14 protein-coding genes are annotated in these 14,971 nt (G+C 60.4%); 10 read left to right on the forward strand and 4 right to left on the reverse strand.

Annotated features, from left to right (window positions below):
- Nucleotides 1-61: 61 nt before the first annotated feature.
- From AC3ITA_RS12055 to AC3ITA_RS12100, 10 genes are all read left to right on the forward strand, one after another.
- The gene (locus tag AC3ITA_RS12055; RefSeq protein WP_489280400.1) at nt 62-1,045 is read left to right on the forward strand and encodes a methyl-accepting chemotaxis protein; all 984 of its coding nucleotides are present in this window, start codon (nt 62-64) and stop codon (nt 1,043-1,045) included.
- A gap of 308 nt (nt 1,046-1,353) precedes the next feature.
- Entirely contained in the window at nt 1,354-1,512 is a 159-nt protein-coding gene (locus AC3ITA_RS12060; protein WP_489280402.1) for a hypothetical protein, read from the forward strand.
- Nucleotides 1,512-2,795 (forward strand): acyl-CoA dehydrogenase family protein, encoded by a 1,284-nt coding sequence (locus AC3ITA_RS12065; RefSeq protein WP_489280404.1) that lies wholly within the window; start codon nt 1,512-1,514, stop codon nt 2,793-2,795. The genes AC3ITA_RS12060 and AC3ITA_RS12065 overlap by 1 nt, the downstream gene beginning before the upstream one ends.
- A gap of 53 nt (nt 2,796-2,848) precedes the next feature.
- Complete coding sequence (locus AC3ITA_RS12070; protein WP_218429064.1) at nt 2,849-3,982, forward strand: saccharopine dehydrogenase family protein; 1,134 nt, start codon at nt 2,849-2,851, stop codon at nt 3,980-3,982.
- Nucleotides 3,983-3,992: 10 nt separating this feature from the next.
- Complete coding sequence (locus tag AC3ITA_RS12075; protein ID WP_489280405.1) at nt 3,993-5,552, forward strand: AMP-binding protein; 1,560 nt, start codon at nt 3,993-3,995, stop codon at nt 5,550-5,552.
- A gap of 17 nt (nt 5,553-5,569) precedes the next feature.
- Nucleotides 5,570-6,808: a thiolase family protein gene (locus AC3ITA_RS12080; protein ID WP_489280407.1), complete on the forward strand. Its 1,239-nt coding sequence runs from the start codon at nt 5,570-5,572 to the stop codon at nt 6,806-6,808.
- Nucleotides 6,809-6,819: 11 nt separating this feature from the next.
- Nucleotides 6,820-8,187 (forward strand): NAD(P)/FAD-dependent oxidoreductase, encoded by a 1,368-nt coding sequence (locus tag AC3ITA_RS12085; RefSeq protein ID WP_489280409.1) that lies wholly within the window; start codon nt 6,820-6,822, stop codon nt 8,185-8,187.
- 114 nt (nt 8,188-8,301) lie between these two features.
- Nucleotides 8,302-9,780, forward strand: coding sequence for a flavin monoamine oxidase family protein (locus tag AC3ITA_RS12090; protein ID WP_489280411.1), 1,479 nt, complete (start codon nt 8,302-8,304; stop codon nt 9,778-9,780).
- Between the two features lie 9 nt (nt 9,781-9,789).
- Nucleotides 9,790-10,446 (forward strand): c-type cytochrome, encoded by a 657-nt coding sequence (locus AC3ITA_RS12095; protein WP_414927789.1) that lies wholly within the window; start codon nt 9,790-9,792, stop codon nt 10,444-10,446.
- 35 nt (nt 10,447-10,481) lie between these two features.
- The gene (locus AC3ITA_RS12100; RefSeq protein WP_489280414.1) at nt 10,482-11,144 is read left to right on the forward strand and encodes a hypothetical protein; all 663 of its coding nucleotides are present in this window, start codon (nt 10,482-10,484) and stop codon (nt 11,142-11,144) included.
- A 148-nt stretch (nt 11,145-11,292) separates the two neighbouring features.
- On the opposite strand, the gene AC3ITA_RS12105 is transcribed toward AC3ITA_RS12100, so the two are convergent.
- From AC3ITA_RS12105 to AC3ITA_RS12120, 4 genes are all read right to left on the reverse strand, one after another.
- Complete coding sequence (locus AC3ITA_RS12105; RefSeq protein ID WP_414927791.1) at nt 11,293-11,970, reverse strand: c-type cytochrome; 678 nt, start codon at nt 11,968-11,970, stop codon at nt 11,293-11,295.
- A complete protein-coding gene (locus AC3ITA_RS12110; RefSeq protein ID WP_489280416.1) occupies nt 11,970-13,457 on the reverse strand; it encodes a flavin monoamine oxidase family protein in 1,488 nt (495 codons plus the stop codon). Before AC3ITA_RS12110 ends, AC3ITA_RS12105 begins: the two co-directional genes overlap by 1 nt.
- Before the next feature lie 315 nt (nt 13,458-13,772).
- Complete coding sequence (locus tag AC3ITA_RS12115; protein WP_414927793.1) at nt 13,773-14,480, reverse strand: TetR/AcrR family transcriptional regulator; 708 nt, start codon at nt 14,478-14,480, stop codon at nt 13,773-13,775.
- 179 nt (nt 14,481-14,659) lie between these two features.
- A complete protein-coding gene (locus AC3ITA_RS12120) occupies nt 14,660-14,956 on the reverse strand; it encodes an EthD family reductase (protein WP_223531333.1) in 297 nt (98 codons plus the stop codon).
- Nucleotides 14,957-14,971: the final 15 nt, after the last annotated feature.

Consider the following 14,971-nt stretch of genomic DNA (forward strand, 5'->3'; position numbering starts at 1 on the left):
GTCCGGTCCCTTTTTTTTGAAATCAGCCAATCATGAATTCGACTGTTTTTAAGGAGGACCCATGTTTTCCGGAAGAAAGCTCAAGCGTCTGGCTGAAGAGGTCAGCTCGCGAATATCGTCGCTGTTGAGTGGTCAGCCAGCCCCCGATTTCCAAGACGATTTGATCAGCAAATATCCATGGTTGGCTGACAGCTTCGATGGGCTGGCGCGGCGGCTCAACCATCAGGAGCATATCAGTGCTGGTCAGAGATCAGATGACTCTGAAAGTGCTCTGGTCAGGGATTTGAAAAATTCTCTGCAAGCCGCTCGGGATGAATTGCACCAGCTTCAATGTGAAATCAAGGAGAGCAACCTGAAGCTGTCCGATCTGAATGAGCAGTTGGTTTCATGCAGGGAAAAGGAACAGGTCTGGGAAGTGACCAAGAATGCGCTCACAGAGGTTTGCTGGGAGCTGTTTATTGTTGACGGAAATCCGGATCACCCTGAAAACCAGCTTCGCTGGTCGAAGCAGTTCCGCGAACTCGTGGGCTATTCGGAACAGGATTTCAAGGATGACTGGGAGGGGTATTTTTCAATCGTCAATCCGGATGATCTGAAGCATGTCATGAAGGTGGTGACGCAATACCTCAATGCCGCGGACCCTTACTCAGGCTATACGGTCGAGTACCGAATGCGGCACAAATTCAAAGGCGAGATCTGGTACCGCGAAAGGGGCCAGGGCGTGATGGATCGCAGTGGCAGGCTGCGCCGCATCATCGGGGCTGTACGTGATATCTCGGACGAAAAGCTTGCGCAAACGCTCCGTGCGCGCGAGTTGGCTGGCATACAGGCGACTTACGAACAGATTTCGCAGGTCGTGAACGTGATCAAGAGCATCACTGACCAGATCAACATGCTCGCCCTCAATGCAGCAATCGAAGCGGCACGAGCCGGTGATGCGGGGCGCGGATTTTCCGTAGTGGCAGATGAAGTGAAGAAGCTCGCGGGCAGAACTCGAGAAGCCACTCAGACGATTCAGGACATGCTCTCTTCAAAGGCGCTTTAGTCATCGGAGAGAGCGTCCTTTCGGGGCACCCTGCATAGCGGATTTATCTGCGCGCAAGTGTCCGTTGCTCCCACAGCCTGCATGCCAGGAACCCGCTGGATGAGCAGGACACCTCGTACTTTTTGGCCTGTTGTCAGGCGGTGCCTGCGCAGGGTCTTCCATCTCCCGGTTGAACGACTGGCGAACCATAAGGGCTCGCTTTCAGGGAAAGTCTTGTGCCCGATTATTATTAACATAACAGTCGTTGCGTAAAATAAAACTCCTTGTTAAAGTCGACAAAACAACAAAAGGCCCCCAGGAGGTCGAACATGAAAGATTCCAAGGCTGGTTCCTGTCCGAACAACGGCTTGGCCGTTGCCAGAGGCTTTCTGGGCGAAACGCCAAAGGCCCCATCCACTATTGAACTCAACTGCCTGGGCGGTCGCCAGCCAATGACTTGCGGGCCGGTTCCGGCGAGGGTGCTCTGATGATTACGCTCAAATCCACCATGACGTTGCCGGCTGCCGGGTTGTCCGGTTTCGAATCCCCCCTGAGCGAAGAAGAAGCAGCGATCCAGGCCTCGGTACACCGTTTCTCCAAAGAGGTGCTACGGCCGCTGGGTCGTGAACTGGACCGGATGAAAGCCGAGGAGGTCGTCGCTCCTGGCTCGCCTTATTACTCACTCTTCAGTGAGTTCGCCAAGCTGGGACTGGATCCCGCGCTGCTGGCGGAGCTGCCGCCGGAAATGGCGGTGCGGATCGAATCCCTGATCGGTGAAGAGCTTGGCTGGGGTGATGCAGGTCTGGCGGTTTCTCTCGGCTGTGCCGGTTTCCCGCTACAGATGGCGGCCGCTGCCGGCAATGCTGAACTGGTGGAGCTTTGTCAGGGCCGAATCGGTTGCTGGATGGCCACCCAGCCTGATCGAGGGAGCGACAATCAACTCTTCGATATAGCGCGCGATTGGCCCGCGGGGCAGCAGGCTAACATCGGCAACCTGACCGCAAAGGTCGTCGGCGACGAGATCATCATCAATGGACAGAGCTCGGCCTGGGTGTCCAATGGCGCAGTAGCGCAGGTCGCCTTTGGCCTGATGTGCGCCGACTACGGTGACGGCTTTTTCGATAGCAACGGACTGCCCCATGGCATCGCCGTGGTCATCCCGCTGGACCTCAAGGGGGTTTCCAAGGGCAAGCCGCTGGACAAGATCGGGCAGCGTTCCTTGCCTCAGGGTGAGATCTATTTTGACAGTGTGCGGGTACCTCGGCGCTTTGCCATCGCCGAGCGAGATGCCTACTACGGCGCCGTCAGCTCGTCCTGGTCCTATGCCGGTACTCACATGAGCCAAGTCTTCACTGGCGTCGCTCGGGCAGCCTTCGAGTATGCGCTGCAATACTGCCACGAGCGTCGCCAGGGCGGTCGGATGTTGATTGACCATCAGATGACGCGCCTGCGTCTGGGCGAAATGTTGCGCCGCGTAGAGATCGCCCGCGCCGTGGCTCGTCGTTCGCTGAGCTTTGCTCGTCTGTCGCCGCAAACCCACCCTTACGCCACTGCCTCCGCCAAGGTCACGGTGACTGAAGAGGCGTTGGCCGTTGTCGAGGAAGCCTTCCGCCTGTTCGGGGGTAACGGGACGACGCGCGAATACCCGATCGAAAAGCTGTTGCGAGACACACAGGCCGCTTTGATCGAGGACGGTGAAAACCGTGTCCTGACCATGCGCCTGGGGTTGCTGGCCCAGCAGCTCTATGCCGAAGGTTGGGCCCAGGGCTGAGCCGACCAAAACACCCAACAAAAATCATCCAATAAGAAAGCGAGGAACACGAGATGGCCAAATATCCTGTCGTTGTCTATGGCGCCAGTGGTTACACCGGCATGCTGACCATGGACTGGCTGATCGACCAGAACATTCCTTTCACTGCTGTGGCGCGCAACGCCGGTCGTGCCCAGGAAATGATGGCGCAACGCGTCGTCGGCCTGGAGTCGGCCAAATATGAAATCATCGAGTGCCCGCACGAGGTCGAAGCGCTTGTAAAGGTGTTCAAGGGCGCGCGCGTGGTCTGCAACACCGTCGGCCCGTTCGTCAATTTCGGCAAGGTGACGGTCGAGGCCGCGCTCAAGGCGGGCTGTCACTACCTGGACCCTGCCGGTGAGCAGGAGCACATTCGTGCATTGCGTGATGAGTTCGGCGAGTTGTTCCGCCAGGCTGGCCTGCTGCTGTCGCCGTCGCTCGCCTACATGTACACCTTCGCCGAGATCGCTGCCGAGCTGGCCCTGGAAACCCCCGGCGTGGACTCTCTGGAAACCGCGACCCTGACCCGTGGGCCGCGTGTCGGTGCCGCCGGTGTGACCGTGGGCTCCACCGCCACCATCTTCGAAGGATTTCGCCATCAGGGCTCCTATCTGTGGGACAAGGCGCTGGTTCCCTATGCGCCCAACGCCAGCTTCAACATCGTTTGCCCCAATCTGATGGAGTCGGTGTTCTGCCTGCCCTGGGGCGGAACCTCGCTGCCAGTGTATTTCGAGCAGGATGCGCGCGTGCGCAGCTGCATGTCCTGCGTCGGCTTCTACGACAACCCTGTGATGAAGAGTGTCCACGCGCTGGGGCAGAAGTGGGAAGCCGAATACAAGCACCTGCCGAAAGAACAGCAGGATGAGGTGATCCAGAGTCTTGTGGATTCGACCACGCCGAGCATGCCGCCCCGTGAGCGCAGCACCCTGCAGCGCACAGTGGACTTCGCGATCGGCCGCGGTCAACTGACGGCAGTCCGTGCGACCGTGCACGGCATCACCCCCTACATCGCCACCGGCGCCCTGCAAGCGGCGGCAGTGGCCAAGCTGCTGGACAACGACGTCGCCAAGGTGGGTTTCGCCTCGTCCTCGAAGGCCTTCGGTCACCGCTACATGCTCGGCTTCCTCGAGCAGCGCGGCCTGGCACGCGCCACCATTACCCAACTGTGAAGTGACGAAGATGGCGATTATTGATTTTTTCGATCGTGGCTGGCGGATCAATCCGCATGGCGCGGCATACATCCAGGACGGCAAGGTCACGACCTTTACTGAAGCGGGGGAACTGTCCTGCCGCATCGCCAACGCGCTCCTCACGCAGGGGTTCGCGTCCGGAGTCAAGGGCGCGGTCTGGGCGGCCAACGATGTGACGGCCTGGCTCTGTGCGCTAGGCCTCTGGCGCGCCAATCTGTGCTGGATTCCGGTGGGCGCGCGCAATGCGCCCGAGGAAAACCGATACGTGCTGGACGCCTTCGATTGCGAGATCCTGTTCTTTCAGCGCGAGTTTACCGAGGTGATTGCTGCCTTGCGGCCGCAATTGCCCGGGATCCGCCGGTGGATCTGCATCGACGGCGAGGTGGAAGGTGCCGAGTCGCTTCAGCACTTCGTCGCGCAGCAGCCGGCAACCAACCCGCAAGTGGACATTGATCAGGAAGACGTAATCTGGGTGGGTCCCACGGGCGGTACGACGGGCTTGCCCAAGGGCGTCATGAACACGCATCGCAGCGTGCAGACCAGCTTTGCGCACTTCATGATCAATACCCCTTATCCGGCCAACGCCAGGCCTGTGAATCTGGCGGCGGCGCCGATGACCCACACCGCCGGCATGCTGTCCATGCCCTGCACGGCCAGGGGCGGGACGGTTGTCGTGATCACTAAGCCGGAACCGCAACTGCTGCTCGCGGCAATCGCGCAGTACAAGGTGACTGAGTTCTTCCTGCCGCCGACTGTCATCTATCGGCTGCTCGACATTCCCGATCTGAACAAGAAGGTCGACTTCTCGTCATTACGCTACTTCCTCTACGGTGCGGCGCCGATGTCGGTCGAGAAGCTGCGCCAGGCGATCGAGGTCTTCGGGCCAGTCATGATGGAAGGCTACGGACAGACCGAAGCACCAGGCGCCATCGCGCATCTGACGCCGGGTGAGCACTTTATAGATGGACATGTTGCGGGTGATGAGCGGCTGTCCTCCGTCGGTCGCCCCAATCCCCTGGTTCGCGTCGAGATCATGAACGACGACAACGTGATTCTGCCACAGGGAGAAACCGGTGAGATCTGCGTACGCGGCGATCTCATCATGAAGGGTTATTACAAGGACCCGCAGAAGACCGCCGAAGCCATCATCGATGGCTGGCTGCATACCGGCGATATCGGTCATCTCGACGCCGATGGCTATCTGCATATCACCGACCGCAAGAAGGACATGATCATTTCGGGTGGCTTCAACGTTTATCCGAGCGAGGTCGAGCAGGTGATCTGGGGGCATCCCGCTGTGCGCGACTGTGCGGTGATCGGTGTGCCGGACGAGACGTGGGGCGAGGCGGTCAAGGCCGTCATCGAGTTGAACGAAGGTCAAACCGTCGACGCGCAAGCGCTGATTGCCCTGTGCAAGGAACAGTTGGGCTCGGTGAAGGCACCCAAGACGGTGGACATAGTGCTGTCCCTCCCGCGCAGCCCGGTCGGCAAGGTGCTGAAGAAAGACCTGCGTGCCCGTTATTGGCAAGACGCTAAACGGCAAATCTGAAGTCCAGGAGTCCTCTGATGGAATCAATCTATATTGCCGGCATCGCCATGACCGAGTTCGGGCGCCATCCGGATCGCAGCCTCCAGGACATGGCCCTGGAGGCACTCAATGGTGCCCTGGCGGATGCCCGCGCCCAGCGCTCCGATATCGGTGCCGTCTTCTATGCCGGCATTACCAACGGCCAATTGCAGGGGCAGCTGTCGATTCCCGGGCAGGTGGTGTGCAGCAAGATCGGCATTGAAGGGGTGCCGATCTACAACGTCGAAAATGCTTGCGCCTCGGGCAGTACCGCCGTTCATCTGGCAGTGCAGAGCCTGCGCGCCGGCGCCACCGACGTGGCGCTGGCCCTGGGCGCCGAGAAGATGGTCGTACCCGACAAGATGAAAACCCTTTCCCTGTTCGAGGCTGGCTGGGACGTCTCCACCGCCGAGGAGAACTACGCGACGCTAGTGAGGATGGGGGAGGGCATCGTCCTTCCGGCGGGCTCCGAGTCTGATCGACCGTACAGCAAGTTCATGGCCATCTACGCGGCCATGTGCCGTTGGCACATGAAGACCTACGGCACCACCCAGCGCCAGATCGCCGCGGTGTGCGCCAAGAATCACAATCACTCGGTGCACAACCCCTATTCGCAGTTTCGCAAGCCATTCACCATCGAAGAAGTGCTGGCCGCGCCGCCGATCACCTATCCGATCACCCTGCCGATGTGCGCACCGATGACCGACGGCGCTGCAGCCGCGATCATCTGCACCGAGGCGGGCCTGAAGCGCATAGGTGCCGACCCCAAACGTTGCGTGCGGATCGCCGCCAGCGTGATTCGCAGTTTCACCCTGCGCGACCTGGCCGAACCCGAGAAGCATGTCAGCCACCTGGCCGCGCTTCAGGCCTACGAGATCGCCGGGCTAGGCCCGCAGGACATGCAGGTCGCCGAGGTCCATGACGCCTCCGCGATGGGCGAGATCATTCAATCGGAAAATCTCGGCCTGGCGCCCCTGGGGCAAGGCGGGATCTGTGCCGAGCGCGGTGATTTCACCGTGGGCGGTCGGATACCGATCAATCCCTCTGGCGGCCTGGAATCCAAAGGTCACCCGCTCGGCGCAACGGGCATTGGTCAGTTGTTCGAGCTGACCACCCAACTGCGGGGCGAGGCAGGGGCTCGCCAGGTCCAGGGCGCACGCCATGCGATCCAGGAAAACGGAGGGGGACTCATCGGCATCGAGGAAGGCGCCGTGGCTGTCCATATTCTGACTCGCTAGGAGAACCCGCCATGTCTACCCACCATCGCAACGAAAACCTCATAACCCTCACCGATCCGGGGCAGTTTCGACGCTTCGGTGGGTGGATGGATAAGCCGGCGGACGATCTGCAACCGGAACTACAGGACGATGTCAGCGCCGACGTGATAGTGGTCGGTGCCGGCTTCGCTGGATTGTCCACCGCATTGGAGCTGACGGCTCGCGGGGCCAAAGTCATCGTCCTCGAGCAAGAATTTGCCGGCTTTGGCGCCAGTGGGCGCAATGCGGGCTACCTTGCCGGCAGCATGGGGCTTGAGTTCGAATTGTTCGTCAGTCGAGTGGGGCGCGAGCAGGCGAAGCAGATCGTCCGTTTCTACGATGCAGGCGTCCCCTATGTGGAAAAGCGGTTGATCGAGCTGGGCATCGACTGCGACTACAACCCTTCCGGGCTCATCCGCGCCGCCGTTCATCCCTCGCAGGAAAAGCGACTGCGCAAGAGCATGGAAGTCGGGCTCGATCTGGGTTCGATCACGCGCTTCGTGGATCAGGCCGAGATGCGTACACGCGGGATTCCGCCAGCCTTCCTGTTCGGTTGCACACAGCACGGCGGCACGCTGGATCCGGGCAAATACGTACTGGGACTGCGCCGTGCAGCGATTCAGGCGGGCGTGAAGCTGTACGAGCAAACTCCGCTGCTGTCCTATAGCGAGGGGCGAACCATCACCTGCAAGACCTCGCACGGTAGCGCGAGTGCGCCAATCATGGTGCTGGCCACCAATGCCTTTACCCCACAACTGGGCCTGCTGCGCAATAAGGTCGCGCCGTTCCGGGTTTCTGCGATCGAAACCCGGCCGCTGTCCGCGACGCAGTTGTCATCGCTCGGCTGGCGAGGGCGCGAAGGCATTGTGACGCCGCATATCACCATGGAGAGTCACCGCCTGACTGCACGTAACACGCTGGTGCTGACCACCAAGCAGCTCAGTTACGTCTATGGCGCGAAGACACCCAACGTGCCGGACGACAGCGCCTATCGCGCATTGGCGCTGGCGCTGCACGAGCGCTTTCCGACCCTGCGTGGCCTTGGCATCCAATCCTGCTGGAGCGGTTACGTCAGCATGGCGTACGACGCTCTGCCGGTGGTGGGCGCAACCGGGGCACAGCAAAACATCCTCTACACGGCTGGGTGTGCGGGGCACGGTGTTGCTACCCAATCGCTCATGGGGCTGCTACTCGCCGAGCGAATCAGTGGTGTCGAGAATCCGCTATTGGAGGCGTTGCACCACAAGACACCTTCAATGCTTCCCGAACCCCTGCAGTGGTGCGCCATGAATGTTGGCCTCGTGGCGGCCAAAGCGCTTGATGAGTGGACGAACTGGAGGGCCCTGCAGCGGCGTAGCTGATCATCGTTGTTCCGATGTTTCCCATGCCACTGATCATGTTCGCTTCGCCAATGTTGCGCAGCGAAATACCTGTTGGTCAGTGATCTCGATTAACCGCTGCGTGAGGCATTAGCCATGGCCAAGAGGCCTGACTCCGATACCGGACTCGATTCAAAACGTAGACAATTTCTGAAACTCGCCGGTGCCTCCGTGGCCGTAGGAGGTTTCGGCCTGAAAGTGGGGCTGGCGCATGCCGGTGCAGCCACTGGCGAGGCGGGCGATGTTCTGGATGTCGCCATCATAGGCGCTGGCCTGGCTGGATTGACTGCCGCCCGGGACCTGCAGTTGGCCGGCAGCCAGTCCTTCGTGGTCCTCGAGGCACGGGACCGCGTGGGAGGTCGAACCCTCAATTTCGACATGGGCAACGGCCATGTTTCCGAGGTCGGTGGCCAGTGGATCGGGCCGGGTCAGACCGCTGTCGAGGATCTCGCACGGCAGCTGGGGGTGGGAACCTTCCCGAGCTTCTACGAAGGCAGCACGGTCATTCTCGGCGGCGACGGCCGCCTTGAGGTCGATCTCAAGGGAACCTTCGGCACTGATATGACCGTCGCGGGAAAGCTCAGCGAGCTTTCGCGCGATGTGCCCTCGGGGGCGCCCTGGAATTCGCCGAAGGCAGCGGAGCTGGACAAGCTTTCGGTTGGCGATTGGCTGGCCCGGCAAAACATCAAACCCGAGGATCAGCCAGGTTGGGATGCCAGCATGACGCTGAGCGGTGGTGTAACGCCGGCCAAAATGGGGCTCTTGCATTTCCTGTCCATGATCAACTCAGCTAGCTGTGATTACGAAAAGCTCGACTCGATCAAGGACAGCGCCCAGGGTACTCGGTTTGTCGGCGGCTCGCAGATTCTCAGCACCAGAATGGCTGGGCAACTGGGGGACAAGGTGCGCTTGCAGTGCCCGGTCCGCAGGATTGCCGACTGGGATCGCGAGGTCGTCACACTACACACGGACCAGGGGCTGGTGCGTGCGCGCAAGGTTATCGTGGCCATCCATCCTGCCCTCTGCAACCAGGTGCAGTTCGATCCGCCCCTGCCGCCAGCGCGTGCCGCTCTGCAGCGTGCCTGGCCAGCGCACTCCCCGGCGCGCAAGACAGCCATGGTGTATTCCCGGCCGTTCTGGCGCGACAAGGGCCTGAACGGGCACATCATCATGCTCAACGGTCCCATTATCTGGGCCTGGGATAACTCGCCACCCAATGGGGACGTGGGCGTCATCAATGCCTTCATCTCCAACGCCAATCTGCCCTCGGACCCTGCAACGGCGAAGCGCATCCTGACGGAACTCTACGCGCGCGCCTGGGGGGACAAAGCGCTGCAGCCCGTGGCCTATCACGATCAGGATTGGGGGCGTGACGATCCTTGGTCGATCACCTGCATTTCGGCCATACCTCCGGGATTCTGGAGCACCCATGGCGAGGCGCTGCGGCCGGCCTGCGGCAATCTGATCTGGTCCGGTACCGAGACCGCCGATATCTGGGCCGGTTACATGGATGGCGCCGTGCGCTCGGGCCACCAGAGTGCCCTGCAGGCCCTTAACGCCTTGCGTGGGGCATAGGAGGTGAATATGAAGAAGTGGATTTTGCTGGGATTTGTTACGGTCGTTGCCGGCCTGCTGGCTGTTTACGGCCGGGACCTGCTCGATCTTTATCGCCTGCTGACTCACATCAGCACGTCCAGCGAGGCGCGGCAGGCTGATGGTGGGGCGTGGCCCCGCCTGACCGATGCATGTGTCGGTTGTCATGGCGCCCGGGGCAACTCGCTGCATCAGGGTTACCCCAGCCTCGCGGGCCAGCCGGCTCCCTACCTGGCGGCTCAGTTGCGCCACTTCGCCAGCGGCGAGCGAGCCAACCCGAACATGGGCCCGCTGGCGTTGAGCCTGAGTGAGGCTGACATTCAGCTCCTGTCGGAGTACTTCGCCAAGCACCCTGCTGCTCAAAACGGGTCGTTCAGGCCTGATCCCGCTCTGCAGGAGAAGGGCAAGAAGCTGGTGGCGAGCGGGGGCTGCGCCGCTTGTCATGGTGAAGGTCTGATGGGGCACGACCAATTCCCGCGGTTGGCCGGGCAGGGGCATGACTACCTGCTGGCGCAGCTGAATGCTTTTGCGCTGGGTCGCCGCAAGGATCCGTCAGGCGCGATGACCGCCATTGTCACGACGTTGTCCGCGGATGATCGCAAAGCACTTGCCCATTATCTCGCGGCACTCGCTCCTGTGGCGAAGTGATGTATTGAGTTCAGTATTTGATAGAGGCTATTACTATGGAAATCAGGGATACCTTTGCGTTGCTTGCTTGCGCTCTGTTGATTCTTTGCGGAGTGACTTACGGGATCAAGTTTCTTAAAAAACAGAATTATCTGCTCGGTTTCGAGTGGCTGATCGTTGCCTTCTCCGGGTCGAATCTTCTGATATACCTCCTCACTGAGTGGAAGTTTAACTACAGCATCTCATTCTTTCTCGATGCCTTTTCCCGCGGGTTCGGTATACCGATTGTTGCCACTCTTGGCCTGATGGCGGTCACCCATAATTACAAACCATCGGTTTCCAAGGATGTCGTGATATTCGCGGCTTCATTCGCTGCCACCTTCGTGCTTGTCCTGGCTGACTTCGTTCGCGAACCGCTCCTGTACTTCTATGTGATCATGTGGTCGGGCTACACAATTTATCTCGCGTATTTCACCTGGCAACTGGTTTGTGCCCGAGAGAACCTGCACGCCCTGGCCACGGCGGTGGGTGCTGCGGTCGCCCTGGTCGTGGCTCTCGTCTATGACTTCTTCCCGATCCCGGGTGACGACACCAAAATGGTGTTCATGACCTTTGCCTTGACCACTTGGTCTTACACCATGGTCCAACTGTATTACGCCTATGGCGCGCTGGCGCGCGCGATGGGAGGTTCGTCTCGATCGCTTGTGCAGGCCCGCTGACCGATTTGCGAGTTGCATGGAATGAGCCGCCATTTTCTGGCGGCTCATTCCTTGACTCCGGCCTCTCTGTAGATCCGGGGGGAGTTCTGTCTTTCGAATGGGAATGCGCGGCAGGTGAGCGTCCATTCCCACCTTCACGAACAACGGATTATTTGGCTCCCGGGGGCGAAGTTGGTGTCTGGTTGGCCAGGAAGTGGGCCGTGGCCCTGATCTCCTCCTCCGAGAGTGTACTGGTCATAGCGTTCATGACCTGGCTGGGGTCCTTGCGTTGCCCCTGCTTGAAGGCGGTGAGCTGGTCTATCAAGTAGCGTTCGCCCTGGCCCGCAATGCGGGGAGCGAGCGGGCTACCCGACAGACCCTCGCCATGACAGGCGGCGCATCCCCTGGTCGCGATTGTGGCTTGTCCGCGTTGTTCCAGCGCTTCATCGCGGCTCGGGGACTCTGTCCTTTCCGGCTGCTGACGCGCGAAATAGCCCGCCAGGGACTTGATTTGATCTGTAGTCAGATGTGCCGCGAGCGGGCTCATTTGCGGGCTGTGTCGATGCCCTTCGGCGAAGGCGTGCAACTGGGCTTCGATGTATGGCGCGGGTAGACCGGCCAGGGAAGCGTACTGCGCGTCCCGGGGCTGGCCATTGGCGCCGTGGCAAAGTGCGCAGGAATCCTGAATCTGTGGCCAGGCGCCGCCATTGGCCTCGTAGTTGGCATAATGCTGGTCGAGGGCGTCCATGAAGCGATAGCCCGCCACCATCTCCGGGCCATATATCACGCTCGATACTGCCAGGGCCGCCACAGTTACGACCGCCCCAATCACAAATGCTCGCTTCATCACACGTTCCTCCGACGTTTAACCAACGCCTGGAGCGCCTCGAGTGCTGCGCGGTGGCCGGCACGGATAGCACCATCCATCGAACTGGCCCAGAGATCGGCCGTTTCAGTGCCCGACCAGATCAGGCAGCCGACCGACGGTTTCAGGTACTGGCCCCATTTGGTCAGGAAACCGGGTGGTATCGACGCGACGCAGGTAAGGGTCCAGGGATCGACCTTGCCCCAGTCGTGGTCGTGGAACTGGATGGGGTGCAACGCTTCGTCGCCCATTGCTTGCGCATAGATGGCTGACAGGGCGCTTTGGGCGGCGTTGGCATCATGGGGCAGTTGGCCGCTTCTGACAAAGGCGCTGAGGACACCGACGCCGCCATCCGGAGGCGAGTTGTCATAGGACAGGATCAGCGGTCCGTCGGCTTGCGTGATCTGGCCGTTCAGGCCCTTGTCCCGCCAGAACGGACGCTCGTAGACATGCACGGTCTTGCGCATGGGGGCATGGGACGGCCAGAGGCGCTGTAACTGCGCGCGTCCGCTGGGGAGAGGAGGATCGAAGCTGATCTGGTTGCACAAGGCCGGGTGCAGTGCAGCAATGACCTGTCGGGCGCGAATGACGCCCTGGTCGGTATGCAGTTCGACCACATCTTGGTCCCAGCCGACGATCTTGCGCACCGGGCAGGACAATCTGACCTTGTCACCCAGTGCCTCTGCCATCTTGATACTGAGGATCTGTGAGCCGCCGACGAAGCGAGTTTCCTGGGCGCCGCCCTTGAACCCCTCGAGTTTTTCCATGCGGCAATCGGCGGAGTTGATGAGGGACAGGTAGTGCAATAGCGCCAGGACTGAGGGAGGGGTACCCGTTGTCAGGCCGATGGAGGTGTCGAAGCCGAGCTTGCTCTCATTGCTGACTCCCTGCTGTGCAAGCCACTCGCCGACCGACAGTTTGTCCAGGGCGGTCGCATCCGTCGCGGTCCATGGCTCCTTGCTGGGCACTCCCCGCGCGAGTTCATTCAGCTTCTCGACTATCGAGGCGTTGGAGCTCTGGCCTTTGGTCAGGTCCTGCTCGAATTTAGCGTCACCCACCAGGTAGATGTTTTTGCCCTGGTACCAGGTCGGAAAGGTGTCGATCTCGAGTTCGCGGGCCAGGTCGAAAATGGCCGTCTGGCCGGGGCCGATCCACTCGCCACCGGCTTCCGACACAACGCCCTTGCCCAGGTCGTGGTTGTAGGTGCGCCCACCGACACGGTCCCGGGCCTCGAGTACGACGAAAGACTCGCAGCCGGCGCGGCGCAGGTCCCGCGCCGAAGTCAGGCCGGCGAGTCCTGCCCCGATGATGGCGACGTCAAGGACGTCGTCCTGGCCAGCATGTGGCACCTGAGCCGTGGCCCGCCCGCTCAGAGCAACCCCTCCGATCAAGGTGACGCTTCCAATCGCCTGAAGCAGCAAGCGTCGCTGGCGCGCCGGCAGCGACAATTCATCGTTATCTGAATCCATCTTCGCCTCTGTCATATCTATTGTATGTTTTACATAACAGTTGTTGTGTAAAAATACAGCACATTTGAAACCGTGCAAAGCAGAATAGAAGGGCGTTTGGTATTGAGTGGGGTGGGGGCGATGCAGGCGTTGGCACCGGTGGAGTGCGCCGCGGCATGATAAGGGCAGGTGTCCTGCTGGATAGGGCGGTCAGAACAAGGCAGCCAGTGCCATTTAATGGTCTTGGCAAGAAAGCGCGGTGCGCAGCCCCGACCTGATGATCCTGGAGAGGCGCGCTGCTCGTGAAGGCCAACTCAGCTGCGCGCGTTAACTGCTTTACTTGGCGACTGCCTTTCTCTTGGAAGATGGTTTTTGCGGTTGGGGTGGAGTGATCAAGGTCATGAGGGCATCGAGAAGGGATTGACCTCGGCTCGAACCGAACCGTTCAGGTTCGATCGGCAACATCATCATCCATCCATCGCTGATCGCGCTGAGCTGATCGGCGAGCAGCTCGGCGGGGATGTCGTCGCGGATTATGCCTTGGCTTTGCCCTCTCTCCAGTACCGATGTAAACACCTGGCGGAACCTTGCATATCGTTGCTTGATGACGCCGGCGAAAGCCGGTTCGTGCCTTGCGTAGCCAAGCAATTGGAGCCATGCGAGCCATGCGTCCGGCTCGTCGGTGTTCGTCCAGTCGAGCCATTGTTCGATGAGAGCCTTGATATCGATCCGCTCCTGGTTGTTCTCCAGCAAAGTATCGATCTGGTCGAACAGGCTCTGTGCGACAGCGGTGATCATCTCCTCCTTGTTTGCGAAGTAGTAGGTTACCGCTCCCGTCGTGCACCCGGCGTGTTGCGCCACTTTGCGCATCGAAGCTCCGGCATAGCCCTCGCGTGCGATCACCGCGATCGCCGCTGCCAGCAACTCGGCCCGTTTCGCCTTGTGGTCGCCTACGGGCCGACCCCGGCGGGAGACCGGTTCGGATTCGCGATCACTCGCTTGAGCGCTGTTGTTCATGGGAGGCTGGGGTCGTGAATCAGGCATAGGAAATGGGTAATTTTCGCTGGCTCAATTGATCGGAGTAACAGTTGCAGTGAAAAAGCTGCAACTTGCTATTTGCGGCTCAGCATATGGAATTTATTTAAAGAAAGCACCCATGCAAGACTTGATACCGGGGCTCTCCCGAAGGGCGCATCAGCGGCCTTCGGGCAGCCTGCGATGCATCAGTCGTCCGCGCGGAAGATCACTGGAGCGATATTGGTGAAATTCGCCACGTCGCCGAGAACCTCAGCCGTCCTGGGGGAGGTGAGCGCGGCATCTATTCCGGTCTGATTGTTGAAGCGCAGAATCACCAGGCCTGCCAAGGGCTGCGGACCGACGGCCGGAAACAGGATCTCGGCCGATTGCAGTCCAAACTCACCCCATGCGGAGCGCGCAAGCGGGATGTGGGTGGAAAGGTAGTACTCCCGGTCGAATTTCGCATCTTCGGTTAAGGGGTAGCTCACGATAAGGGTAGCCATGGGTAGTCCTTGCTC

It is taken from the genome of Pseudomonas sp. GL_090, from assembly GCF_057837765.1.